Origin of the sequence: Microbacterium sp. SLBN-111 (assembly GCF_049739645.1) — a bacterium.
GTDB lineage: Bacteria > Actinomycetota > Actinomycetes > Actinomycetales > Microbacteriaceae > Microbacterium.
Map to the genome: position 1 here is coordinate 1,252,710 of NZ_JBMGQH010000001.1, position 23,594 is coordinate 1,276,303.

Sequence of the window (23,594 nt, forward strand, 5' to 3'; positions counted from 1 at the left end):
ACCCGCAGCCGTATCCGGGAGGAGGCACCGTGACCAAAGAGCTCCGACGCCTCAGCATCGTCATGCTGGCGATGTTCCTCGCGCTGTTCGTGTCGACCAGCATCATCCAGGTCGGCCAGGCGGCGAACCTCGCGAACACCCCCGGCAACCGGCGCGCCCTGTACGACTCGTACGAGATCCAGCGCGGGTCGATCATCGCGAGCGGCACCGCGATCGCCTCGTCCGTCCCCTCCGACGACGTCTACAGCTGGCAGCGCCAGTACGTGGATGCCGACATGTGGGCTCCCGTCACCGGGTACATGAACCCCGTCCTCGACGCGAAGACCCGCATCGAGTCCGCGGAGAACGCCGTGCTCAGCGGCTCCGACGAGAACGAATTCTTCTCGCGCATCGACCGCGCCCTGACGGGCCAGGTTCCCCGCGGAGCGAACGTCGAGGTGTCGGTGGACGCCAACGTGCAGCGCGCGGCGTGGGACGCCCTCGGCAACCAGCAGGGCGCCGTCGTGGCGATCGAGCCCTCGACGGGACGCATCCTCGCCATGGTGTCCAAGCCGAGCTTCGACACCAACACGCTCGCTTCGCACGATCCGGATGCCGTGAACGCGGCGTACGACCAGCTCGCGGCCGATCCCTCGCAGCCGCTGGTCAACCGCGCGATCGAGGGCGACCTGAACCCGCCCGGATCGACCTTCAAGTTGGTCGTGGCCTCGGCGGCCCTGGCATCCGGGAAGTACACGCCCGATTCGTCGTTCCCCAACGTCGCGTCCTACACGCTGCCGCAGTCCTCGAGCGTCGTGAGCAACGCCGGCGGCGGAACGTGCGGCGGCGGCGACACCGTGACGATCGCCACGGCCCTGCGGCTGAGCTGCAACATCCCTATGGCGGAACTCGCCGTCGAGCTCGGCGACGACGCGATCCGCGCCGAGGCCGAGAAGTACGGCTTCAACTCGTCCTTCTCGCTGGTCCCCGACTCGACGTCGTTCGCCTCGACCCCCTCGAGCTACCCCGCGAACCTCGACGCGCCGCAGACCGCGCTGAGCGGCTTCGGACAGGGCCAGGTGCGCGCGACCCCGCTGCAGATGGCGATGGTGTCGGCCGGCATTGCGAACGGCGGCGTCGTGATGAACCCGCGCATGATCGACCGGGTGATCGGCACGGATCTGTCGGTCCGGACCGAGGGGACGAACAGCGAGTACGGCCGCGCACTGGAGCCGAACATCGCGGCGCAGATGGTCACGATGATGACGGCGAACGTCCAGGACGGCGCGGCGTCGAATGCAAGAATAGACGGGGGTCCAGGTGGCGGGTAAGACCGGCACCGCAGAGAACGACGCTCGTCCCTACACTCTCTGGTTCACCGGCTTCGCCCCGGCGGACGACCCGAAGGTCGCTGTCGCTGTTGTGGTGGAGAACGGCGGGGGCCAGGGGCAGAGCGGGAGCGGCAACGAGATCGCCGCCCCGATAGCGAAGAAGGTCATGGAGGCGGTGCTGGGCAAATGAGACCGACGCAAGGAGTGACCTTCGGAGGACGCTACGAGCTGGATTCGCGGATCGCGATCGGCGGCATGGGCGAGGTCTGGGAAGCGACCGACCACGTCATCGGGCGTACCGTCGCGATCAAGATCCTCAAGGACGAGTACATGGGCGACCCCGGGTTCCTCGAGCGCTTCCGCGCCGAGGCCCGTCACGCCGCACTCGTCAACCACGAGGGCATCGCGAGCGTGTTCGACTACGGCGAGGAGGACGGCAGCGCCTTCCTCGTGATGGAACTCGTGCCCGGTGAGGCCCTCTCGACGATCCTCGAGCGCGAGGGCTCGCTGTCGACCGACAAGACCCTCGACATCGTGGCCCAGACCGCCGCAGCCCTGCAGGCCGCGCACGCCGCCGGACTCGTCCACCGCGACATCAAGCCCGGCAACCTGCTCATCACGCCCGACGGCCGCGTGAAGATCACCGACTTCGGCATCGCCCGCATCGCCGACCAGGTGCCGCTGACCGCGACCGGTCAGGTCATGGGCACCGTGCAGTATCTGTCGCCCGAGCAGGCGTCCGGTCACCCGGCGTCGCCCGCGACCGACATCTACTCGCTCGGCATCGTCGCGTACGAGTGCCTGGCGGGGAAGCGCCCCTTCACGGGGGAGTCGCAGGTCGCGATCGCGATGGCGCAGATCAACGAGCAGCCCGCTCCGCTGCCGCCGACGGTGGCCGTGCCGGTGCAGAACCTCGTGATGGCCATGATCGCGAAGAAGCCCGACGACCGTCCGGCTTCGGCCGCGGCCGTCTCGCGTGCGGCGACGGCCCTCCGCCGCGGAGACCTCGCCGCGGCCGCCGGTGCCGTGCCCGCGATCGCCGCCGGTGTGGCCGTGGCCGACGAGGCCACGCAGCTGCTGACCGCCGGCCAGACCTCGGCCGCGACGCGTCTGCTCCCGACGCCCGCGCCGTCGCTCCTCACCGAGGAGCACGTCGAGCAAGACACGCGGCCGCAGAAGAAGCGCAGCCCGTGGACATGGCCACTCGTGGCGTTGATCCTGCTCCTCCTGCTCGTGCTGGGCGGCACGCTGTTCGCGGTCCTCAGCAACCAGAAGACTCCGGATGCCAACCCCTCGAGCAACGCCCCGAGTTCGGCCGCTCCGTCGCGCAGCGCGAGCGCGTCGGCATCCCCGTCCCAGACTTCGCAGCAGCTCGTGAACGTCAACGCGCTCGATCTGCCCGGCAAGACCTGCGACGAGGCCAGCACGATCCTCAGCAACAACAAGCTCGGCGCCAACTGCGAGACCGGCAACGCGGCGACCAGCCCCGACCAGGTCGGGAAGGTCGACACCGTGAGCCCGACCGGCAGCGTCCCCGCCGGGACGATCATCACGCTCCGCGTGTTCGGTGAGGAGACTCCGCTGGACAAGCCGAGCACGCCGACTCTCCCGGGATCCTCGGTCACCGCCGGCAGCACCATCCAGGTCTCGTGGCAGCAGTACTCGTGCCCGTCCGGTACCGGCAACGTGTCGTCGTACAACTTCACGGCGACGAACGGCACGTTCTCGGAGAACGGTCAGTCGACCGCATCGTTCGCCCCCGACGCTCGCAACGCGGAACTGCAGGTCAGCAACTCGGCCGGTCAGACCCTCCGGGTCACGTACACGGTCAGCTGCTCCGGCACGGACCGCACCGCCGGCCCGTCGAACGAAGCATCCGCGTCGATCACCGGCGCCAACACTCCGTCGCCGAGCCCCAGCGCCACGCGCTGAATCGCGCCCCCTGATCCCCCCCACCCCAGGAGTACCCCGTGACCACTGAGACGCGCGTCCTCTCCGGACGCTACCGCGTCGACGACCTCATCGGTCGTGGCGGTATGGCCAGCGTCTATCGCGGCTACGACCAAACCCTGGGGCGCACGGTCGCGATCAAGATCCTGAAGGCCGACCTCGCCGGCGACGCCGCGTTCCGCACGCGGTTCCGCCTCGAAGCGCAGGCCGCGTCGCGCATGGCCCACCCCACGATCGTGCGCGTATTCGACGCGGGCGAGGACGTCGAGGTGGGTGCCGACGGCCAGGAGCACCCGGTGCCGTACATCGTGATGGAGCTCGTCCACGGACGCCTGCTGAAGAGCATCATCGACGCCGGTCCCGTGCCGATCGACGAGGCGCTGCGGTACGTCGACGGCATCCTGGAGGCCCTCGAGTACTCGCACCGCGCCGGAGTCGTCCACCGCGACATCAAGCCCGGAAACGTCATGATCACCGACTCCGGTCGCGTGAAGGTCATGGACTTCGGCATCGCCCGCGCGGTGTCCGACTCGTCGTCCACGGTCGCGGAGACCACGGCGATCGTCGGAACCGCCGCCTACTTCTCTCCCGAGCAGGCGAAGGGCGAGTCGGTCGACGCGCGCGCCGACCTGTACTCCGCGGGTGTGGTGCTCTACGAGCTGCTCACGGGCCGGCCGCCGTTCCGCGGCGATACCCCCGTCGCCGTCGCGTACCAGCACGTCAGCGAGGCGCCCCTTCCGCCGAGCGAGATCAACGACACCGTGCCGCGCGCGCTCGACGCGGTGGTGCTGCGCGCTCTCGCCAAGGATCCCTTCCAGCGACCGCAGGACGCCGCCGCCTTCCGGGAAGACCTGGATGCCACGGTCGAGGGCAAGGAGCCCACGAAGCGGCAGATGTCGGCGCTGTCGAACGAGCTCTACGGACCGAATCCCCGTCAGGCGGCGGAAACGGCGCGCTCCCTCCGTCAGCTCAGCACGGACACGACGATGCGCCGCACGCAGCCCGGTCCGCCCGTCGCGTGGATCTGGGCCGGCGTCGCGGTGCTCGCCGTGCTGTTGGTCTCGGTCCTGCTGTGGGTCGTGCAGATCCAGCCGTCGAACGACGTCCCGTCCGCCGGCCGGACGATCCCCAACGTCGTCGACATGCCGTACGACGACGCCGTCGCCGAGTTGCAGAAACAGGACCTGACCGCCAAACGCGTGGACGTCGCCGACGCCACCGTCGCCTCCGGCAACGTGGTGCGGACGACACCCGAAGCCGACACGTCGGTGGCCTCCGGGCAAGAGGTGGTCCTCTACGTCTCGACCGGGGCCGACACGGCGAAGGTCCCCACCCTCGAGGGCATCAACGAGTCGGAGGCCCGTTCCGCCCTGCAGGCGGCCGGCCTCACGGTCGGTCTCGTCCAACGGAAGACCGATCCGGCTCTCGCGAAGGGCGTCGTGATGTCGGCGAGCGTGGCATCCGGAGTCGAAGTCGCCAAGGGCACGACCGTCAACCTCGTCGTGGCGAGCGGGACCGTGGTCATCAACGACTACACCAAGAGCTACCCGGTCGATGTGGCGAAGCGCGAGCTGGAATCCACCGACAAGCAGCTCACGGTGCGCACCCAGGAAGACCCCGGATGCCGCGCCACGACTCCGCCGCTCGTCACCAATCAGTCGCTGGCACCGGGCGAGGTCCCGATCCACAGCGAGATCACGCTGACCTACTGCACCGGATCCTGACTCCGGCGCGGGTGGAGGCGGCGCCCCGCCTCCGCCGCGCCGCGGAGTCCGGCATCCTCGAGCCACGTTCCCAGCAGGGCGTGGCCGCCCTCGGTGAGGATGCTCTCGGGGTGGAACTGCACACCGACGAGCGGCGCGTCACGGTGGGCGAGACCCATGATCACCCCCGACTCCGTCCGCGCGGTCACCGCGAGCTCGTCGGGGAGCGTCGCCTCATCGACGGCGAGCGAGTGGTACCGCGTCGCCTCGAACCCCTGCGGCAGACCCGCGAACACGCCGGCGCCGTCGTGGTGGATCCGGCTCGTGATGCCGTGCAGCAGCTCCGGAGCACGGACGACGCGCGCACCGAAGGCGACCGCGAGCGCTTGGTGCCCGAGACACACCCCGAGCAGCGGGATGCCACGCTCCCGCGCCGCGTGCACGACGTCGATCGACGAGCCGGCGTCGACCGGGTGGCCGGGGCCGGGCGAGACGAGCACCGCGTCGGCGCAGGCGAGGGCGGTGTCGACCGCCAGACCGCCGGCCGGGCGCAGGTCGACGGCGGCGCCCAGATCGGACACGTATCCGGCGAGCGTGTGGACGAAGCTGTCGCGGTTGTCGACCACGACGACCCGGAAGCTCACTGAACCGTGACGTCCTGTGGATAAAGGATGTCGCTGACCCACGGGAACACGTAGAAGAACAGGCCGTACAGCACGGCGGCGACCAGGACGAGGACGATGAAGAGACGGACCCACCAGGGTCCGGGCAGCACGCGCCAGAGGGCTCCGTACATCAGGCGGCTCCAGTGGTCAGCGACGCGGGCGGGCCGTCCGCGCGAGGGGTGAACGACTCGAAGACCCCGTACGCGATGGCGCGCTCGGCGGAGCCGTATCGGGGACTGCACGTGGTCATGGTGATCAGCTTGTCGGTGGCCTGGACCTCGGGCTGCTGGGGAACGGGCAGCAGCACGCCCACTCCGTCGGGGCGGACGTACTCCAGATTGCGGAAGCGGTACGTGTACCAACCGTCCGGGGTCTCGACGACGACCGCGTCCCCGACCCTCAGGGAGGGGAGATCCGCGAACGGAGCACCGTGGCTGCCCCGGTGACCGGCGATCGCGAAGTTGCCCTGCTGCCCGGGCATCGCGGTGTCGGGGTAGTGCCCGACACCGATGGGGTCGAGGGTGACCGACGCGCTCACGCCGCCGGCCAGCTTGAACTGGTAGTCGGGTCCGAGACGGGGGATGCGAAGCACGCCGAAGACCTCGCCGTTCCCAGGCTGCACAAGGGCAGGCGGGTCGGCGGGAGTCGTCGCACCCGGCGTCGGGGTCGCCTGCGGCGTCACGGGCGCCGCCGCCCATTCCTGGGTCAGGGCTCCCGCTTCGCTCTTGAACTTGGCACCGATGATCGCGTCACCGATCCACAGCTGCCACCCGACGAACAGCAGGACGACGACGCCCGCGGTGAGGAGCAGATCGCCGAGGACACCGAGGACCGTGACGCGTCGGCGGGGCGGACGGCGCCGCCGTGACGCGCGGCGCGTGGAAGGCTCGTCAACCGTGGGCACCGGGGCAGTCTAGTTCTGTGGGGCGAGAGGGACTGCCCGTTAGACTGGCCCGCATGGCACGTACTGGCAACGGCGAAGACCCGATCGCTGAGCGCAACGACAACGGATCCGCGCCGAACCCGGTGTGGTTCCTGCCGATCATGATCGGTCTCATGCTCGTCGGCTTGGTGTGGGTGCTCGTCTTCTACCTGAGCAACTCGCAGTTCCCCGTGCCCGGCATCGGTGCGTGGAACCTCGTGATCGGATTCGGAATCGCCTTCGTGGGGTTCTTGATGACGACGCGGTGGCGCTGAGTTCACCCGACTTACACGCGTGTAATTCATCCCCACCTGTGGATGAGCCTGTGGATAACTCTCAGTAGTACACGATCGCCGGCACGGCGAGCAGCGCGAAGAGAGCCACGCCCACGGCGATCAGTAGCCCGATCTGCAACGGCCGCTGACGGATCGCTCGCGTGCGGGCGTAGATCAAGCCGACGACCGCACCGACGACGAGTCCGCCCAGGTGCGCCTGCCACGAGACGCCGACGTCGTTGAGCGCGGCGAAGTAGTCGCCCGTCCGCAGCGACGTGAAGATCGCGACCACGAACGGCCACGCGAAGTTGATGGCGATCAGCACCGCGATCGTGCGGATGTCCGCACCGATGTGGCGGCCGATGACCAGCAGCGCACCGAACAGCGCGAAGATCGCGCCCGACGCCCCCACCACGATCGTGGTCGGCGCCAGGAGTGCCACGGCCACCGAACCACCGAGGGTTCCGAGCAGGTACAGCACGACGAACCGCCACTTGCCGAGGAGCGGTTCGAGATTGCGACCGATGAACCACAGGGCCAGCATGTTCAGACCGATGTGGAAGAAGCCCGAATGGACGAGAGCCGCGGTGAAGAGCCGCCAGGGCTCGATCGGTCCCAGTTGCGGGACGAGGAACGGCGGGTAGAACGCCAGAGCGTTCCCGACCATGGTTCCGACAACGGGGATGAGCCCGATCACGTAGAAGATGCCGGTGATGGCGATGATCGTGAGCGTCGCAATGGGACGACCGCTCGAGACCACGGCGAGCGGGGCCGAACGACGACCCCAGCGGCGCTGGGCCTTCTTCTGCGCCGGCGTCTCCGCAGCCCGCTGCTGGGCCATGCACTCGGGGCAGATGACGCCGACGGCGGCAGGCGTGCGACATTCCGGACAGACGGTCCGCAGGCACCGCTGACAGAGCACGAAGCTCTGCCGGTCCGGATGCCGGTAGCAGAAGTTGTCGCTGTTGCGACGGAACTCCTCGGTCGTGGACACCCGCCGCCGCCGAGGGTCAGACGGTGACGACGTCGACCGACTCGAGCACCACGGGCTCGATCGGACGGTCGCCCGCGGCGGTCCGGACCTTGCTGATCGCGTCGACGACCTTCTTCGACTCGTCGTCGGCGACCTCACCGAAGATGGTGTGCTTGCCCTGCAGCCACGGAGTGGGGTCGGTCGTGATGAAGAACTGGGAGCCGTTCGTGCCCTCGGGCTGGCCGGTGATCGCGTTGCGGCGCAGGCCGGCGTTGGCCATGGCCAGCTTGTAGGGGGCCGAGAAGTCGAGCTCGGGGTGGATCTCGTCGTTGAAGGTGTAACCGGGGCCGCCGACGCCCTGACCGAGCGGGTCGCCGCCCTGGATCATGAAGCCGGGGATGATGCGGTGGAAGACGACGTTCGAGTACAGCGGGCCCTCGCCCTTGGCGCCGGTGGCCGGGTGGGTCCATTCCTGCGTCCCGTCGGCGAGGCCGACGAAGTTGCGGACGGTCCGGGGAGCGTGGTCGCCGAACAGGTTGACGACGATGTCGCCGTGGTTGGTGTGAAGGGTCGCGACGGCGGTGTGGGAAGCCATGGGTACATTCTCTCAGAGTTATCTGCAAGGGTTCCCGGACCGGGACCCCCGTTCTGGCAAGATGAATCGCGTACATCCCATCGACAGGGAGGATGAAGCCGTGGGCCTCAGCCGCAAGAGCAAGAAGGAACTGCGCAAGCTCCAGAAGCACGCCGCCAAGGTGTGGGAGTCCCAGCAGGTTCTGCTGGGCGAGAGCGGAAAGGTGGCCCGCGAAGCCGGTCGCCAGCTCGGTCGCTTCAGCCGCGAAGACCTCGTTCCCACCGTCCAGGACGGTTACGACAAGTACGCCGCGCCGTACGTCGACAAGGGCGTCACCTACGCCAACCGCTTCGTCAGCCACAAGCTCGTCCCGGCGGCCGGTGCCGTCGTCGGCGGGGCGCTGTCGGTGTGGGATGCCGCGGGCGACACCCGTGACCGGCTGGCCAAGGGCCGCGGTTTCGAGCTCGACACCCACAAGTACGCCAAGCGCGCCGAGAAGTACGGCAAGAAGGCCACCAAGCGCCTCTCCGCCAAACTTCCGACGCAGAACGACGGCATCGGGGCCGGCGGCGTCATCGCCATCCTCCTCGGCGTCGCCGCCGCGGTCGGTGTCGCTTACGCCGCCTGGCAGACGCTGCGCGCCGATGACGAGCTGTGGGTGGCCGACGACCCGCTGCGGGCCCCGGACGCGTGAGCGACCCCACCCAGAGAGTCCGAGAGGCCGCGCTCCAGCGCGGCCTCTCTGTCGATGTGCGCGAGCGTCCCGCCGCGAACTCGCTCGACGAAGCGGCCGAACTCCTCGGCATCCTGCCCGACGACATCGTCAAGACGCTCGTCGTGAAGCGATCCGACGACACGTTCCTGTTCGCCCTCGTCCCGGGCGACAAGGTCATCTCGTGGCCCAAGCTGCGGGCCCTGGTCGGCGTGAACAAGCTGCGCCTGCCCGAACCCGAGGTCGCCCTCGCCGCGACGGGGTACGAGCGGGGCACGATCGTCCCGATCGGCAGCACGCACGACTGGCCCGTCTACGCCGACGAGAGCATCGTCGGTCGGCACATCGCGATGGGCGCCGGCGCCCACGGCTACAGCCTGTTCGTCGAGGCCGACGACCTGATCCGCGCCTACGGCGCCACCGTCGCCGACATCACCGCACCGCGCGGCTGAGGGCTAGAGCTTCGCCATCCGGAAGGCGATGTCGACCAGCTGCACGCGGCGCAGCCGCCGCGCGGCCGTCAGCGTGAACCACGCCGCCAGGTCCGTCGAGCCGTCCACCTCATAGCGCAGCCGGCCCCCCACGATGTGGGCGCGGTAGACGATGCGCAGCGCGTGCAGGGGACCCTGCGCGTCGTCGGAGAGCCGAGCTTCGGTCGGGATGACCCGGGAATGGATGCCGAGCAGCTCGTCGACCGCGACACGGAACCCGGTCTCCTCGCGGACCTCGCGACGCACCGCGCGCTGGGGGTCCTCGCCCTCCTCGAGACCGCCGCCGGGGAGCGTCCACGCGGCACGGCGACCCTCGACCCAGTGGGCCAGCAGCACGCGATCGTCGGCGTCCGTGATGACGGCGTACGCGGCGACTCGCATGTCCATTGCGATCACCCTAGCCGCGGGACCGCGCGATGGATGCCGGAAAGACGAAGAGCCGGCCGAAGCCGACTCGACGGAGATGTTGTGGAGCCTAGGAGATTCGAACTCCTGACATCCTGCTTGCAAAGCAGGCGCTCTACCAGCTGAGCTAAGGCCCCGAGAGGGGAACGGGTGGGGCTACCAGGACTTGAACCTGGGACCTCTTCATTATCAGTGAAGCGCTCTAACCGCCTGAGCTATAGCCCCGTCTTGCTGACGCATCGTGGTCAACCTCGAAGACTTTACCCGAATCTCGAGGTTTTTCCGAATCGGCGTCAGTTCGAGGTGAAGCCGACGAGCAGGCCGCCCGTGACCTTGACCGCGAGGTTGTAGATGCCGGCGACGACGGCACCCATCACGGTCACGACGATGAGGTTCAGGATCGCGACGATGGCCGCGAAGGCCATCACCTGTGGCAGGCCCACGTACTGCGACAGCGTGGCGCTACCGTCCGTGAAGCTCGCGAAGAACTCGTCGGCCTTGCCGATGAGGCCGGTCGCGCTCACGACGAGGTACACCAGGAAGTACGAGACCACCGTGACGATGGCGATCGCGACGGCAGCCAGGAACGACAGCTTCACGGCCGACCAGAAGTCGATGTAGACCAGGCGCAGACGCACCTGCTTGGCCGAGGTCTTGTGGGTCGACTTCTTGGCGAGTTTGTCGGCTACCGTGCTCATGCGTCAGTACTTTCCTCGGGGGTCTCGGAAGAGGAGGCGGTCTCGACCGCGTCGGGCGCGGTCGGATCGGGTGTCGTCTCCGTCGTCTCGGCCAGGTTTCGTTCGCTGTTCCGGGCGATCGCGATGATGCGATCATCGCCTCCGGCACGGGCGAACACGACTCCCATCGTGTCGCGACCCTTGGCAGGCACCTCGGCCACGGAGGAGCGTACCACCTTGCCGCTGGCAAGAACCACAAGGACCTCGTCGCCCTCGGACACCATCAGACCGCCCGCGAGAACCCCGCGATCCTCGGTCAGACGGGCCACCTTGATGCCCAGTCCGCCGCGGTTCTGCATGCGGTATTCGGTGACCGACGTGCGCTTGGCGTAGCCGCCCTCGGTGACGATGAAGACGAACTCGTCGTCCTTGGCGACGGATGCCGAGAGCAGGCTGTCGCCCGCACGGAAGTCCATGCCCTTCACGCCCGACGTCGAGCGGCCCATCGGGCGCAACGCGCTGTCGGTGGCGGAGAACCGCAGCGACATGCCGAGGCGGCTGATGAGGAGGATGTCGTCGCCCTCGTCGACCAGGAGCGCGCTGACGAGCTCGTCGGCCGCACCCTGCTCGGCATCCTCACCGTCGTCCGACGCCTGCCCGCGGAGCTTGATGGCGATCACGCCGCCCTGCCGGTTGGTGTCGTACTCGTCGAGGCGCGTCTTCTTCACGAGACCGTTGCGCGTCGCGAGCACGAGGTACGTCGCGACGTTGTAGTCGCGGATGTCGAGGATCTGCGCGATCTCCTCGTCGGGCTGCAGCGCGAGGAGGTTCGCGACGTGCTGGCCCTTGGCATCCCGACCGGCCTCCGGAACCTCGTACGCCTTCGAGCGGTACACCCGGCCCTTGTTCGTGAAGAACAGCAGCCAGTGGTGGGTCGTGGTGACGAAGAAGTGCTCCACGACGTCATCGGCGCGCAGCTGCGCGCCCTTCACGCCCTTGCCGCCGCGGTGCTGCGAGCGATAGTTGTCGCTGCGCGTGCGCTTGATGTAGCCGTCGCGTGTGACGGTGACGACCATCTCCTCCTCGGCGATGAGGTCTTCCACCGAGACGTCACCGTCGAAACCGTGCAGGATCTCGGTGCGGCGGTCGTCGCCGAAACGGTCGACGATCGCGGTGAGCTCGTCGCGGATGATCGTCCGCTGGCGGGCGGGCGTCGCGAGGATGTCGTTGTAGTCGGCGATGCGCGCTTCGAGTTCCTGCGCCTCGTCGACGATCTTCTGTCGCTCGAGCGCAGCAAGGCGGCGCAGCTGCATGTCGAGGATGGCCTGCGCCTGGATGTCGTCGATGTCGAGGAGCTTCTGCAGGCCCTCGTTGGCATCCTGGGCCGTGGGCGACCGGCGGATGAGCGCAATGACCTCGTCCAGCGCGTCGAGCGCCTTGAGGTAGCCGCGCAGGATGTGCATGCGCTCCTCCGCCTTGCGGAGGCGGTAGCGCGTGCGCCGGACGATGACCTCGATCTGGTGCTCGATCCACAGGGTGATGAAGCCGTCGAGGGGCAGCGTGCGGGGCACGCCGTCGACGATCGCCAGCATGTTGGCGCCGAAGTTCTCCTGCAGCTGCGTGTGCTTGTACAGGTTGTTCAGCACGACCTTGGCGACCGCGTCGCGCTTGAGCACGATGACGAGGCGCTGACCGGTGCGGCCCGATGTCTCGTCGCGGATGTCCGCGATGCCGGTGATCTTGCCCTCGCGGGCGAGGTCGCCGATCTTCACCGCGACGTTGTCCGGGTTCACCTGGTACGGCAGCTCGGTGATCACGAGGCACGTGCGGCCCTGGATCTCCTCGATGTTGACCACGGCGCGCATCGTGATCGAGCCGCGGCCCGTGCGGTACGCGTCCTTGATGCCGCGGGTGCCGAGGATCTGCGCCGCCGTGGGGAAGTCGGGCCCGGGGATGCGCTCGATGAGCGCTTCGAGCAGCTCTTCGCGGCTGGCATCCGGGTTCTCCAGCGCCCACAGGGCACCCGCGGAGACCTCGCGGAGGTTGTGCGGCGGGATGTTCGTCGCCATACCGACGGCGATGCCGACCGAGCCGTTGACGAGCAGGTTCGGGAAGCGCGCCGGGAGGACCGTCGGCTCCTGGGTCTGACCGTCGTAGTTGTCCTCGAAGTCGACGGTCTCTTCCTCGATGTCGCGCACCATCTCGAGCGCGAGGGGAGCCATCTTCGTCTCGGTGTACCGGGGAGCTGCCGCACCCTGGTTGCCGGGCGAACCGAAGTTGCCCTGGCCGAGCGCGAGCGGGTAGCGCAGCGACCACGGCTGCACGAGACGCACGAGGGCGTCGTAGATCGGGGCGTCACCGTGGGGGTGGTAGTGGCCCATGACCTCGCCGACGACGCGGGCGCACTTCGAGAACGACTTGTCGGGGCGGAAGCCGCCGTCGTACATGCCGTAGATCACGCGGCGGTGGACGGGCTTGAGTCCGTCGCGCACGTCGGGCAGGGCGCGCCCGACGATGACGCTCATCGCGTAGTCGAGGTAGCTCCGCTGCATCTCGAGCTGGAGGTCGACCTGGTCGATCTTGCCGTGGTTGTGGGCGGCTTCTTCGCGCGCGCCGGCGGGCTCGGGAGTGGTGTCGTCAGCCATGGATTCTCAGTTTCGTATCGAGTCGACCGGGATCAGATGTCGAGGAAGCGGACGTCTTTGGCGTTGCGCTGGATGAAGCTGCGCCGCGATTCGACGTCCTCGCCCATGAGCACCGAGAAGATCTCGTCCGCCGAGGCGGCGTCGTCGATCGTGACCTGGCGGAGCGTGCGGGTCTCGGGGTCCATGGTCGTTTCCCACAGCTCGTGGTCGTTCATCTCGCCCAGACCCTTGTAGCGCTGGATGCCGTTGTCCTTGGGGATGCGGCGGCCGGCGGCCTGGCCCTCGACGAGGAGCGCGTCGCGCTCCCGGTCGCTGTACGCGTACTCGTGCGGGTGGTTCGACCACTTCAGGCGGTACAGCGGCGGCTGGGCGAGGTAGACGTATCCCGCCTCGATGAGCCCGCGCATGTAGCGGAAGAGGAGCGTGAGCAGCAGCGTCGTGATGTGCTGACCGTCGACGTCGGCATCCGCCATCAGGACGATCTTGTGGTACCGGGCCTTGGCCATGTCGAAGTCTTCGCCGATGCCCGTGCCGAAGGCCTGGATCATCGCCTGGACTTCCTTGTTGCCGAGCGCGCGGTCGAGGCGCGCGCGCTCGACGTTCAGGATCTTGCCGCGGAGGGCGAGGATCGCCTGCGTGTGCGGGTCGCGACCCTGGACCGCCGAGCCGCCGGCGGAGTCACCCTCGACGAGGAAGATCTCGCTGATCGACGGATCCTTCGAGGTGCAGTCCTTGAGCTTGTCGGGCATCGCGGCGGACTCGAAGACGCTCTTGCGACGCGCGGTCTCGCGCGCCTTGCGGGCGGCCAGACGCGCGGTGGCGGCGTCGATGGCCTTCCGGATGATGTTCTTCGCCTGCGTCGGGTTGCGGTCGAACCAGTCGCCGAGCTTGTCGCCGACCACCTTCTGCACGAACGCGCGCGCCTCGGTGTTGCCGAGCTTGGTCTTCGTCTGGCCCTCGAACTGCGGCTCGGACAGCTTGACCGAGATGACGGCGGTGAGCCCCTCGCGGATGTCCTCACCCGTGAGGTTGTCGTCCTTCTCCTTGAGGAGGTTGTTCGCGCGCGCGTAGCGGTTCACGAGCGTCGTGAGCGCGGCACGGAAGCCCTCTTCGTGCGTGCCGCCCTCGTGCGTGTTGATCGTGTTCGCGAAGGTGAAGACGTTCTCGGTGTAGGCCGTGGTCCACTGCATCGCGAGTTCGAGTGCGATGTTGCGGTCGGTGTCCTCGGACTCCACCTCGATGATCTCGTCGTTGACCACGTCGGCCTTGCGGACGCGGTTCAGGTGCTCGACGTAGTCGACCAGTCCGCGCTCGTAGAGGAACGAGTCGTGCCGCGCGGCGGTCGTCTCCTCACCGGGCTCGCCCTCGGTCACGATCGACTGCGGACGCTCGTCGCGCAGGCTGATGCGCAGCCCCTTGTTGAGGAACGCCATCTGCTGGAAGCGGGTGCGCAGCGTGTCGTAGTCGAAGTCGACGGTGTCGAAGATCGTGGCATCCGGCCAGAACGTGATCGACGTCCCGGTCTCTTCGCTCTCTTCGCCCTGCGCGAGGGGGGCCTGGGGCACGCCGCCGTCGCGGAACGACTGGCGCCACACGTGGCCCTGACGCTTCACCTCGACCTCGAGGCGCGTGGACAGCGCGTTCACGACCGACGAACCGACGCCGTGCAGACCACCGGACACCGCGTAGCCGCCGCCGCCGAACTTTCCACCGGCGTGGAGGACGGTCAGGACGACCTCGACGGTCGACTTGCCCTCGGTGCGGTGCATGTCGACCGGGATGCCACGGCCGTTGTCGATCACGCGGACGGCGCCGTCCGAGAGGATCGTGACGTCGATGGTGTCGCAGTAGCCGGCGAGGGCCTCGTCGACCGAGTTGTCGACGATCTCCTGCACCAGGTGGTGGAGGCCCCGCTCACCGGTGGAGCCGATGTACATGCCGGGACGCTTGCGGACGGCCTCGAGACCCTCGAGCACCTGGATGGCGTCTGCCCCGTACTCGTTGGGAACCTTCGCGGGGTGGGGGGCCGACTCGGCTACGGGTTCCTCGGAAACGCTGTCGGGGTTTTCGGACGTCATGACTTCGCGAGCTCCAGATCGATTCGTCGGAACCTCCATCCTATCGCGCGGGGCCTCCTAAATCGGTGTGTACGCCCCTAGGAGGGGAGAAATCATGACGAACCAACCCCGACCATGGCTCAGCCGTAGGTATCGCGCGGGCCGCGGCCTGGAACGGCTCTCGTCCCCCATTTCCAGGAGGGGACGTCCGGCCCGATGAAGCGGATCGCTTCGACCCCCGCCTCGGGGAACCGTCGGATGATCTCCGAGAGGATGTGCGCGCGCATCAGCTGCAGCTGCTTCGCCCACGCCGTCGAGTCGGCCTGGACCGTCAGCATCCCGGCATCCAGGGCCACCGGACGCGTGTGCGCGGCGGTGTCGGCGCCGGCCACGTCGTGCCACGTGCGGACCAGGTCCTCGCGCGCGAGCTGCGGCTCCCACCCGGCGGATTTCGTCAGCGTCGAGAGCACGTCGCCGAGTCCGCGCGGGTCGCGCCCGGGCGTGAACGGGGCGTTCTCGCCGTCGTCGGCCCGCCGACGGCGCTTCTTCTTGCGGTACGGCGACGGCTCGAGACCGCGCAGACGCAGATACGTCGCCAGGGTCTCGGGAAGTTCGGGCTCGTCAGTCATCGGCATCCTTGATCCGACCGGCCTCGACCCGGACGACGTGCGCGCGCAGACCGTCGGGCACGTCTTCCTCCACCGCCGAGGTCACGATGACCTGCTCGTACCCGGCAGCCAGCTCGGCGAGACGTGTGCGACGACCCGCGTCGAGCTCGGCGAACACGTCGTCGAGGATCAGCACCGGGTCGCCCAGGCGCGACTCGGCGCGGAGGAGTTCGGCGGATGCCAGGCGCAGAGCGAGCGCGACCGACCACGATTCGCCGTGCGACGCGTATCCCTTCACCGGCAGCCCGCGGACCTCGAGGACGAGGTCGTCGCGATGGGGACCCACGAGCGTCAGTCCGCGCTCGAGCTCCTGGGGTCGACGGGCCGCCAGCGCCGCGCGGAACTGATCGGCGAGCGAACCGGTCGTGCCGGTGTCGGCCGCCGCGTCGCCTTCCTCCGGGTCGCCGCCGACGACCGACAACGCCCAGCGCAGACGCGGATCGTGGTCGGCGCCCGCGATCGCCGTGTAGGCCTCGGCCACGGGAGTGGACAGATCGGATGCCAACGCCAGCCGCGCCTCGATCACCTCGGTGCCGAGGGAGACGAGCTTGTCGTCCCAGACATCGAGCGTGCCGAGGGCGTCGCCGCGGACGCCGCGTGCACGTGCCGACTTGAGGAGGGCGGTGCGCTGGCGGAGGACGCGGTCGTAGTCGGCGAGGACGCCGGCAAGTCGAGGGGCGCGCTGCACGATGAGCTGGTCGGCGAAACGCCGGCGGGCCGAGGGGTCGCCGCGCACGATCTGCAGGTCCTCCGGCGCGAACAGCACGACCTGCGCGTAGCGGGGAAGCTCGGCCGTGCGGACGTTCACGCCGTTGACCCGGGCCTTGTTCGACCCCTGGCGGTTGAGCTGCAGCTCGAGCAGCACACTGCGTTCGCCGTGCCCGAGACGCGCGCGCACGATCGCGGCATCCGCCCCGTCGCGCACCATCGGGGCGTCGCTCGAGACGCGATGCGAGCCGAGGGTGGCGAGGTAGGCCACGGCTTCGACGAGATTGGTCTTGCCCTGGCCGTTGCGGCCGACGAAGAGGTTGGCCCCCGCGGAGAGCGAGACGTCGGCGGCCGCGTAATTGCGGAAATCCGTTAGTCCGAGTTGCTCCACGATCACCGGGTCAGACTACCCGTCGGCCCCGACATCCGCCGGGGCGGGGACGACTCAGCGCAACAGGAGGTTCGGCTGCAGCAGGTACTTGAACGAGCCTTCGCCGCCCTTGTCGACCGAGGTCTGCGGGGTGATCAGCACGGGGCTGAGCTTGTTCGCGTTGTCGCTCGAGGTGAACGTGATCCGCGCGAACTCGCTGCGCACGGCGCCGAGCGACTCGAGCAGGTACTGCGGGTTGAGTCCGAGGGTGACCTCGTCGCCGACGAGCGTCGCGTCGACGGACTCCGTCGCGCGTGCCTGCTCGGTGCCCGAGGCATCCATCGACACCCCGTCGGGGCCGAACGTGAACCGCAGCGGCGCGGAACGGTCGAGCACGAGCGCGACACGGCGCACGGCCTCGGCGAGCTCGGCGGTGTTGACGACGCTGTGGTGCTCGGTCTGCGCGGGGAAGAGCCGGCGTACGGGCGGGAAGTTGCCCTTGATGAGCAGCGACGTCACGGTCTTGTTGCCCGACGAGAACGCGATGATCTCGCGGTCGCCCGAGCCGGAGAACGCGATGGAGATGTCGCCGCCGTGCGCGAAGGTCTTACCGACCTCCTGCAGGGTGCGCGCCGGCACGAGGGCGGTGGTGGGCTCATCGGATGCCGCGGACCCGCCGTCCCAGGGGATCTCGCGCAGCGCGACGCGGTAGCGGTCTGTGGCGACGAGGCTGAGCTGCGTTCCCGTGACCTCGAGCTGCACTCCGGTGAGGACGGGCGTGACATCGTCGCGCGACGCGGCGAAGGCCACCTGCGCGATCGCCGTCGCGAAGTCGTCGGCCGGGACCAGGCCGGATTCGCCGGTGACCTCGGGGATCGCCGGGTACTCCTGGACGGGCATGGATGCCAGCGTGAACCGCGCCGAGCCGCACGTGAGCAGGATGCCGCCGTCGTCGTCGACCGCGATCTGGATAGGGGCGTTCGGGAGCCGGCTGGCGATGTCGGAGAGCAGACGGCCGTGGACGAGGATCGTGCCCGGCTCGTCGACCGTGGCCTCGATGGTCGTGCGCGCGGATGCCTCGTAGTCGAAGGCCGCGAGGGTCAGACCCTGCTCGTTCGCTTCGATCAGCACACCCGCGAGGATCGGCTGCGGGTTCCGCTGTGGCAGGAGCTTGACCACGAACGAAACGGCTTCGCTGAAGACATCGCGATTGACGTGAAACTTCACGGGCGCTCCCTTGACGGCGGTATGGCTTACCCATGCTAGTGCCCGACCGCGTCGGCACACGTCGACCCGCTTTCGCACCACGAGGTCATCGGATCTCTGTTAACTCATCAATGGATTCTTCATCTTGTTAACAGCTGTGGAGAGTGTGGATAACTCGCGCGATGCGTGTTAACAGCGGGGAACTACACGGCTGTGACCTGTGGACGCCCTGCGGAGAGCCTGCGCAGTTAACACGATCGGGTCGACGCCGGTTCGAGCCGTCCTCCACAGGCGTCCGCGTGTCGTTCACAGGTCTTCCGCAGAGATTTCGAGTTATCCACAGGTTTTCCACACTGTGTAGAACCGACTGAAACATCCCCGTGGGAGGCCGTCTCAGCTCCGTTCCGGGGCGAAAACGACAAAGGGGTTCGCCCGCGGATGCGGACGAACCCCTCGGTTCAGGCGGGCGCTCAGCGCATGCGCCCGAGCTGCGTCGTGATCTCCGACACCTGGTTGTAGATGGAGCGCCGCTCCTTCATGAGGTCGCTGATCTTCTTGTAGGCGTACATCACGGTGGTGTGATCGCGGTTGCCGAACAGCTGACCGATCTTCGGCAGCGACAGGCTCGTGCGCTCGCGGCACAGGTACATCGCGATCTGGCGCGCGGTCGCTACGGCCTGAGAACGGCTCGATCCGTACAGGTCGTCGACGGACAGCTTGAAGTACTGCGCGGTCGCCGTGATGATGTCCGTCGGCGAGACGACGTTCGCGTCGTCCTGGTCGATGATGTCGCGGAGCACCGTCTGCGCGAGCGACATGTCGAGCGTCGAGCGGTTGAGGCTCGCGAACGCCGAGACGCGGATGAGCGCCCCCTCGAGTTCGCGGATGTTCGACGAGACCACGGTGGCGATGTACTCGAGGACGTCGTCGGGGATGAGGAGCCGCTCGCTCTGCGCCTTCTTGCGGAGGATCGCGATACGCGTCTCGAGGTCGGGCGCCTGCACGTCCGTGATGAGACCCCACTCGAACCGGCTGCGCATGCGGTCTTCGAACCCGGTGAGCTGCTTGGGCGGCAGGTCGCTCGTGATCACGACCTGCTTGTCGTGGTCGTGGAGCGTGTTGAAGGTGTGGAAGAACGCCTCTTGCGTCTCGGCGCGACCCTGCAGGAACTGGATGTCGTCGATCAGGAGGATGTCGACGTCGCGGTACCGCGCCTGGAAGGCGGAGCCGCGGTTGTTCGCGATCGAGTTGATGAAGTCGTTCGTGAACTCTTCGCTCGAGACGTACCGCACGCGGATGCCGGCGTACATGCTCGCGGCGTAGTCGCCGATGGCGTGGAGCAGGTGCGTCTTGCCGAGCCCCGAGTCGCCGTAGATGAAGAGCGGGTTGTAGGCCTTCGCCGGCGCTTCGGCGACCGCGACGGCGGCCGCGTGCGCGAAGCGGTTGGACTGACCGATGACGAAGTTGTCGAAGGTGTACTTCGGGTTCAGTCGCGTGTCGTTCCGGGATGCCGGGACGATCGGGTCGGGAGCCTGCTCCGGCAGCGGCGACGGGGCGATCGAGGTCGTCGACGCGGATGCCGGACGGTCGTCGGCCGCGGCGGAGGGCCGGTGCGACTCGATGAGATCGGGGTTCACGACGACGCGGAAGTTGCTGACCTCGGGGTCGACGCCCTGCACCTGGGTGAGGGCCTCGAGGATGGGCGCGCGCATGCGCTTGTTCATCTGCGCGGCGGTGAGGTCGTTGGGCACGTCGAGGTAGAGGGTGCCGCCCATCACGCCCTGCGGAACGGCCAGGTTCAGGAAGCCGTGGAGCTGCGGCGTGACGCGGTCGTCGGTGAGAAGGTGGTCGAGCACGGCGGACCAGACAGGGACATCCGGTACCTGGTGCAAAGACATATCCCCTCCGGGAACTCGGCGCGCGACTGTCGACGTGCATCGCGCCGAACCTGTGGATAACTTCCGGGGACACGCTAGTTCGCGGTCCGCACGGAGCAAAATCAACTGTAGAACGCTCTCGCGTGTCTTTGCCACGGGTGTGGATGACGCTTGGGGATAATGAGCGGTCGGCCTCCCGGTTTGAGTTAACGTCGCGCGCGACGTAGCCTTAGTCGGTTGACTTATGCCTACACGGCAGTCCCGACCACGTCCCCCGGCAGAAGAGCATCGGGTGACATCACCTCCGGAGTGACCCCATGAGCAAGCGCACCTTCCAGCCCAACAACCGCCGCCGCGCCAAGAAGCACGGCTTCCGCGCCCGCATGCGCACCCGCGCCGGTCGCGCGATCCTGTCGGCGCGTCGCGCCAAGGGCCGCACCGAGCTCTCGGCCTGACCCACCCAGTGCTCGCGAAGCCGAACCGACTCACCCGCGGATCGGACTACAAAGCCACCGTCCGTCGGGGGGCTCGCTGTGCCGGAACGCACACCGTGACCTATGTCGGCGGCGCTCCGGACGAAAGTCCGGCGCGCTTCGGCTTCATCGTGAGCCGTCAGGTCGGCTCGGCCGTCATTCGCAACACCGTTCGCCGCCGTTTGAAGGCGGTGTGCGCCGAGGCGCTCCCGTTCGTTCGCGGGGGCGCCTCGGTCGTCATCCGAGCACTTCCGTCGGCCGCCACGGCCGACTATGCCGATCTCCGCGCCGACGTCGTTCGGTGCCTGGAACGCAAGGCCGCCGCGTGAGCACCTCGACGCTCCCCACCTCATCCACCGGTGTCGGACACCTGGAATGGTCGACGGTCGCGGCATCCATTCCCCTCCTCCCCCGTAACGCCGGCCTCGCCCTTCTGCACGCGTACCGGGCGACGATCTCGCACGTCTACGGCGATGTGTGCAAGTACTACCCGTCCTGCTCCGCCTATTCGGTGGGCGCCGTGCAGCAGCACGGACTCGTCAAGGGAGCCGCTCTGACCGCGGCCCGCCTCGCCCGCTGCCACCCCTGGGCTCAGGGAGGCATCGACGATGTCCGTCCGCACCGCGCCTTCCGCCACGAACTCACTCCGCACGGCTTCGTCGTGCCCTCCCGAAAGGACTGATCCGTGCCGGATCTCATTGGAATCGTCCTCTGGCCCTTGAAATGGGCCGTCGAGCTCGTGCTGGTCGGTTGGCATGCCCTCTTCACGTCGCTGGGCATGGCCCCCGCGGCCGGTCTCACCTGGGTGCTGTCGATCGTCGGGCTCGTGCTCGTCGTGCGTGCCGCGCTCATCCCGCTCTTCGTGCGGCAGATCAAGAGCCAGCGCAAGATGATGGAGATCGCTCCCGAGCTCCGCAAGGTGCAGGAGAAGTACAAGGGCAAGCGCGACCAGCTCTCCCGCGAGGCGATGAGCCGCGAGACGATGGCCCTGTACAAGAAGCACGGGACGACTCCGGTCTCCAGCTGCCTGCCACTGTTGGTGCAGATGCCGATCTTCTTCGCCTTGTTCAGCGTGCTGAACGATGTCGCGAAGCATGCCACGAGCGGTCTGGGTGGTGTGGGTCTGCTCACGCCTGAACTCACTCGCGAGTTCTACGACGCCCGCTTGTTCGACGTGGCATCCATGCACGTCAACCTCGTCACCGCGTGGGGCCAGCCCGACGGGCAGTTCACCGTCGCGATCCTGCTGACCCTCGTCGTCCTGATGATCGCGTCGCAGTTCTTCACCCAGCTGCAGATCATCTCGAAGAACCTGTCGCCCGAGGCCAAGACCGGTCAGGCGTACCAGATGCAGCGGATCATGCTCTTCATCCTCCCGCTGGCCTTCATCTTCTCGGGTATCTTCTTCCCGCTCGGTGTCGTCATCTACTGGTTCGTCAGCAACATCTGGACGATGGTGCAGCAGTTCATCGTCATCCGCGAGATGCCGACCCCCGGATCCGACGCCGCCAAGGCTCGCGAAGAGCGTCTGGCTCGCAAGGGCAAGGCAATCGATGCGAACGGCAAGGTCGTCCCGATCGAGAAGTACGAGGCCGAACAGCAGCGTCTCTTCGAGGAGGCCGAGCGTGCGCGCGCGGCCCAGCCGAAGCGTCAGCAGCCCGTGAGCAAGCAGCGCGCCAAGAAGCAGCAGCAGTCGACCAAGGCGCCCGGAACGGCACCGCGGACGACCGCCAAGCCCGGCACCGACACCCCCTCCTGAGCACCCGGAGCCCATGATGACGACGTCCGAGCAGATCGCGACCGAACCCACCGCCGCCACGGAAGAGCAGCTCGAGCAGGAAGGCGACGTCGCCGCCGACTTCCTGGAGGGGCTGCTCGACATCGCCGACATCGACGGTGATCTCGCTCTCGATGTGCGCGCCGGCCGCGCGTACGTCTCGGTGGAGGCGGAGGACGCCTCGGCGCTCTCCACGCTCTCTCACCCCGACACCGTCCAAGCGCTGCAGGAGCTCACCCGCCTCGCCGTGCAGAACGCGACCGGGCGGTTTTCGCGGCTGATCCTCGACATCGGAGGCTCGCGCGACGCACGTCAGCGTCAGCTCGAGCACCTGGTGGATCGCGCGATCCAGCGTCTCGAGGAGGGTGCCTCGCAGGCGTCTCTCCCGGCTATGTCGAGCTACGAGCGGAAGCTCGTGCACGACATCGCGGCCGACCGCGGCTACGCGTCCGAGTCGTTCGGTGAGGGCGCCGACCGGCACACCGTGCTGCGTCGCGGCTGACCCGTTCGACGTGACGAACGAACTGGAAGCGGAACCGGATGCCGCGGCCGCGGTGTTCGGCGACCGGATCGACCTGGCTCGTCGGTTCACGCAAGCGCTGGCCGAGCACGGTGAGCAGCGCGGTCTGATCGGCCCGCTGGAGGTGCCTCGGCTCTGGTCGCGGCACATCCTGAACAGCGCGGTGGCCGCCCCCTTCTTCACCGGTCGGGTCGCGGACGTGGGCTCGGGCGCGGGCCTCCCGGGCATCGTGCTGGCGATCGCCCGCCCCGACGTGGAGTTCACGCTCATCGAGCCGATGGAGCGCCGCACCGTCTGGCTGACGGAGCAGGTCGACGCACTCGGTCTCGATAACGACGTCGTCGTCGAGCGTCTGCGCGCCGAGGAGTGGGCGAAGGGACGCGTCTTCGACGTCGTGACCGCACGTGCGGTGAGCGCGTTGCGCACCCTCATCCCATGGACGGCCCCGCTCGCGCGCGTGGGCGGTCGGCTGGCGTATCTGAAGGGTGCGAACGTCACGGCGGAAGTGGATGCCGCGGAGAAGCAGATCCGCCGGTTCGGTGTCACCGACATCGAGATCCACGTCGTCGGCGAGGGTGTCGTCGATGAGCCGACGCGGGTGCTGACGGCGACGGTCTCTCGGTAGCGCACTCCCAT

Annotated in this window: 24 protein-coding genes, 2 tRNA genes and 1 pseudogene; 12 read left to right on the forward strand and 15 right to left on the reverse strand. The window is 68.2% G+C overall.

Annotated features, from left to right (window positions below; all coding sequences use genetic code 11):
• The first annotated feature begins 29 nt into the window (after window positions 1–29).
• The 3 genes and pseudogenes from RKD05_RS05895 (at window position 30) to pknB (ending at window position 4,984) form a co-directional block, all read left to right on the forward strand.
• Window positions 30–1,500 (forward strand): annotated as a pseudogene (locus RKD05_RS05895) (peptidoglycan D,D-transpeptidase FtsI family protein).
• Entirely contained in the window at window positions 1,497–3,242 is a 1,746-nt protein-coding gene (locus tag RKD05_RS05900) for a serine/threonine-protein kinase (protein WP_424708670.1), read from the forward strand. Before RKD05_RS05895 ends, RKD05_RS05900 begins: the two are co-directional and overlap by 4 nt.
• 38 nt (window positions 3,243–3,280) lie before the next feature.
• The gene (gene pknB, locus RKD05_RS05905; RefSeq protein ID WP_424708671.1) at window positions 3,281–4,984 is read left to right on the forward strand and encodes a Stk1 family PASTA domain-containing Ser/Thr kinase; all 1,704 of its coding nucleotides are present in this window, start codon (window positions 3,281–3,283) and stop codon (window positions 4,982–4,984) included.
• Here pknB and RKD05_RS05910 read toward each other — a convergent pair.
• Genes RKD05_RS05910 through RKD05_RS05920 form a run of 3 tightly spaced genes read right to left on the reverse strand, consistent with a single transcriptional unit; the run spans window position 4,966 to window position 6,532 of the window.
• On the reverse strand, window positions 4,966–5,607 hold the full coding sequence (locus tag RKD05_RS05910; protein WP_424708672.1) for an anthranilate synthase component II: 642 nt from the start codon (window positions 5,605–5,607) through the stop codon (window positions 4,966–4,968). The two genes, pknB and RKD05_RS05910, sit on opposite strands and share 19 nt — an antisense overlap.
• Window positions 5,604–5,759, reverse strand: a complete 156-nt coding sequence (locus RKD05_RS05915; protein ID WP_166671648.1) for a hypothetical protein — start codon at window positions 5,757–5,759, stop codon at window positions 5,604–5,606. Before RKD05_RS05915 ends, RKD05_RS05910 begins: the two co-directional genes overlap by 4 nt.
• Window positions 5,759–6,532 (reverse strand): class E sortase, encoded by a 774-nt coding sequence (locus tag RKD05_RS05920; RefSeq protein ID WP_424708674.1) that lies wholly within the window; start codon window positions 6,530–6,532, stop codon window positions 5,759–5,761. The genes RKD05_RS05915 and RKD05_RS05920 overlap by 1 nt, the downstream gene beginning before the upstream one ends.
• Before the next feature lie 53 nt (window positions 6,533–6,585).
• On the opposite strand from RKD05_RS05920, the gene RKD05_RS05925 reads away from it, so the two are divergent.
• A complete protein-coding gene (locus RKD05_RS05925) occupies window positions 6,586–6,825 on the forward strand; it encodes a cell division protein CrgA (RefSeq protein ID WP_063258600.1) in 240 nt (79 codons plus the stop codon).
• A 61-nt stretch (window positions 6,826–6,886) separates the two neighbouring features.
• Here RKD05_RS05925 and RKD05_RS05930 read toward each other — a convergent pair whose 3' ends face one another.
• Window positions 6,887–7,819, reverse strand: coding sequence for a rhomboid family intramembrane serine protease (locus tag RKD05_RS05930; protein WP_424708676.1), 933 nt, complete (start codon window positions 7,817–7,819; stop codon window positions 6,887–6,889).
• 16 nt (window positions 7,820–7,835) lie between these two features.
• The gene (locus RKD05_RS05935; RefSeq protein WP_063258601.1) at window positions 7,836–8,393 is read right to left on the reverse strand and encodes a peptidylprolyl isomerase; all 558 of its coding nucleotides are present in this window, start codon (window positions 8,391–8,393) and stop codon (window positions 7,836–7,838) included.
• Window positions 8,394–8,493: 100 nt separating this feature from the next.
• Between RKD05_RS05935 and RKD05_RS05940 the strand changes: the two genes are divergently transcribed.
• Window positions 8,494–9,066, forward strand: coding sequence for a DNA helicase (locus tag RKD05_RS05940; RefSeq protein WP_424708678.1), 573 nt, complete (start codon window positions 8,494–8,496; stop codon window positions 9,064–9,066).
• Entirely contained in the window at window positions 9,063–9,536 is a 474-nt protein-coding gene (locus RKD05_RS05945; RefSeq protein ID WP_424708679.1) for an aminoacyl-tRNA deacylase, read from the forward strand. The genes RKD05_RS05940 and RKD05_RS05945 overlap by 4 nt, the downstream gene beginning before the upstream one ends.
• 3 nt (window positions 9,537–9,539) lie before the next feature.
• Here RKD05_RS05945 and RKD05_RS05950 read toward each other — a convergent pair whose 3' ends face one another.
• From RKD05_RS05950 to dnaA, 10 genes are all read right to left on the reverse strand, one after another.
• Window positions 9,540–9,962 carry an NUDIX hydrolase gene (locus RKD05_RS05950; protein WP_424708681.1) on the reverse strand — a complete coding sequence of 141 codons (423 nt, stop codon included), beginning with the start codon at window positions 9,960–9,962 and terminating at the stop codon, window positions 9,540–9,542.
• Window positions 9,963–10,044: 82 nt separating this feature from the next.
• Window positions 10,045–10,117, reverse strand: a tRNA-Ala gene (locus tag RKD05_RS05955).
• A 14-nt stretch (window positions 10,118–10,131) separates the two neighbouring features.
• A tRNA-Ile gene (locus tag RKD05_RS05960) sits at window positions 10,132–10,205 on the reverse strand.
• Window positions 10,206–10,273: 68 nt separating this feature from the next.
• Entirely contained in the window at window positions 10,274–10,678 is a 405-nt protein-coding gene (locus RKD05_RS05965) for a DUF3566 domain-containing protein (RefSeq protein WP_034315356.1), read from the reverse strand.
• On the reverse strand, window positions 10,675–13,302 hold the full coding sequence (gene gyrA, locus RKD05_RS05970) for a DNA gyrase subunit A (protein ID WP_424708682.1): 2,628 nt from the start codon (window positions 13,300–13,302) through the stop codon (window positions 10,675–10,677). Before gyrA ends, RKD05_RS05965 begins: the two co-directional genes overlap by 4 nt.
• Window positions 13,303–13,334: 32 nt before the next feature.
• Window positions 13,335–15,380 (reverse strand): DNA topoisomerase (ATP-hydrolyzing) subunit B, encoded by a 2,046-nt coding sequence (gyrB, locus tag RKD05_RS05975; protein ID WP_424708684.1) that lies wholly within the window; start codon window positions 15,378–15,380, stop codon window positions 13,335–13,337.
• Between the two features lie 119 nt (window positions 15,381–15,499).
• The gene (locus tag RKD05_RS05980) at window positions 15,500–15,994 is read right to left on the reverse strand and encodes a DciA family protein (protein WP_051038820.1); all 495 of its coding nucleotides are present in this window, start codon (window positions 15,992–15,994) and stop codon (window positions 15,500–15,502) included.
• Entirely contained in the window at window positions 15,981–17,132 is a 1,152-nt protein-coding gene (gene recF, locus RKD05_RS05985) for a DNA replication/repair protein RecF (protein WP_424708686.1), read from the reverse strand. Before recF ends, RKD05_RS05980 begins: the two co-directional genes overlap by 14 nt.
• 48 nt (window positions 17,133–17,180) lie before the next feature.
• Window positions 17,181–18,332 carry a DNA polymerase III subunit beta gene (gene dnaN / locus RKD05_RS05990; protein ID WP_022879652.1) on the reverse strand — a complete coding sequence of 384 codons (1,152 nt, stop codon included), beginning with the start codon at window positions 18,330–18,332 and terminating at the stop codon, window positions 17,181–17,183.
• Window positions 18,333–18,781: 449 nt separating this feature from the next.
• On the reverse strand, window positions 18,782–20,209 hold the full coding sequence (gene dnaA / locus RKD05_RS05995) for a chromosomal replication initiator protein DnaA (RefSeq protein WP_424708688.1): 1,428 nt from the start codon (window positions 20,207–20,209) through the stop codon (window positions 18,782–18,784).
• A 296-nt stretch (window positions 20,210–20,505) separates the two neighbouring features.
• Here dnaA and rpmH point away from each other — a divergent pair, with 296 nt between their 5' ends.
• From rpmH to rsmG, 6 genes are read left to right on the forward strand one after another with little or no spacing between them, the layout of a single operon-like run.
• A complete protein-coding gene (gene rpmH / locus RKD05_RS06000) occupies window positions 20,506–20,643 on the forward strand; it encodes a 50S ribosomal protein L34 (protein WP_022879826.1) in 138 nt (45 codons plus the stop codon).
• 8 nt (window positions 20,644–20,651) lie between these two features.
• On the forward strand, window positions 20,652–20,990 hold the full coding sequence (gene rnpA / locus RKD05_RS06005) for a ribonuclease P protein component (protein ID WP_424708690.1): 339 nt from the start codon (window positions 20,652–20,654) through the stop codon (window positions 20,988–20,990).
• Window positions 20,987–21,343: a membrane protein insertion efficiency factor YidD gene (gene yidD / locus RKD05_RS06010; RefSeq protein ID WP_424708691.1), complete on the forward strand. Its 357-nt coding sequence runs from the start codon at window positions 20,987–20,989 to the stop codon at window positions 21,341–21,343. The genes rnpA and yidD overlap by 4 nt, the downstream gene beginning before the upstream one ends.
• Before the next feature lie 3 nt (window positions 21,344–21,346).
• On the forward strand, window positions 21,347–22,420 hold the full coding sequence (gene yidC, locus RKD05_RS06015; protein ID WP_424708692.1) for a membrane protein insertase YidC: 1,074 nt from the start codon (window positions 21,347–21,349) through the stop codon (window positions 22,418–22,420).
• Between the two features lie 13 nt (window positions 22,421–22,433).
• A complete protein-coding gene (locus RKD05_RS06020; protein ID WP_424708694.1) occupies window positions 22,434–22,940 on the forward strand; it encodes a protein jag in 507 nt (168 codons plus the stop codon).
• A 10-nt stretch (window positions 22,941–22,950) separates the two neighbouring features.
• A complete protein-coding gene (rsmG, locus tag RKD05_RS06025) occupies window positions 22,951–23,583 on the forward strand; it encodes a 16S rRNA (guanine(527)-N(7))-methyltransferase RsmG (RefSeq protein WP_424708695.1) in 633 nt (210 codons plus the stop codon).
• The last annotated feature ends 11 nt before the right edge of the window (window positions 23,584–23,594 follow it).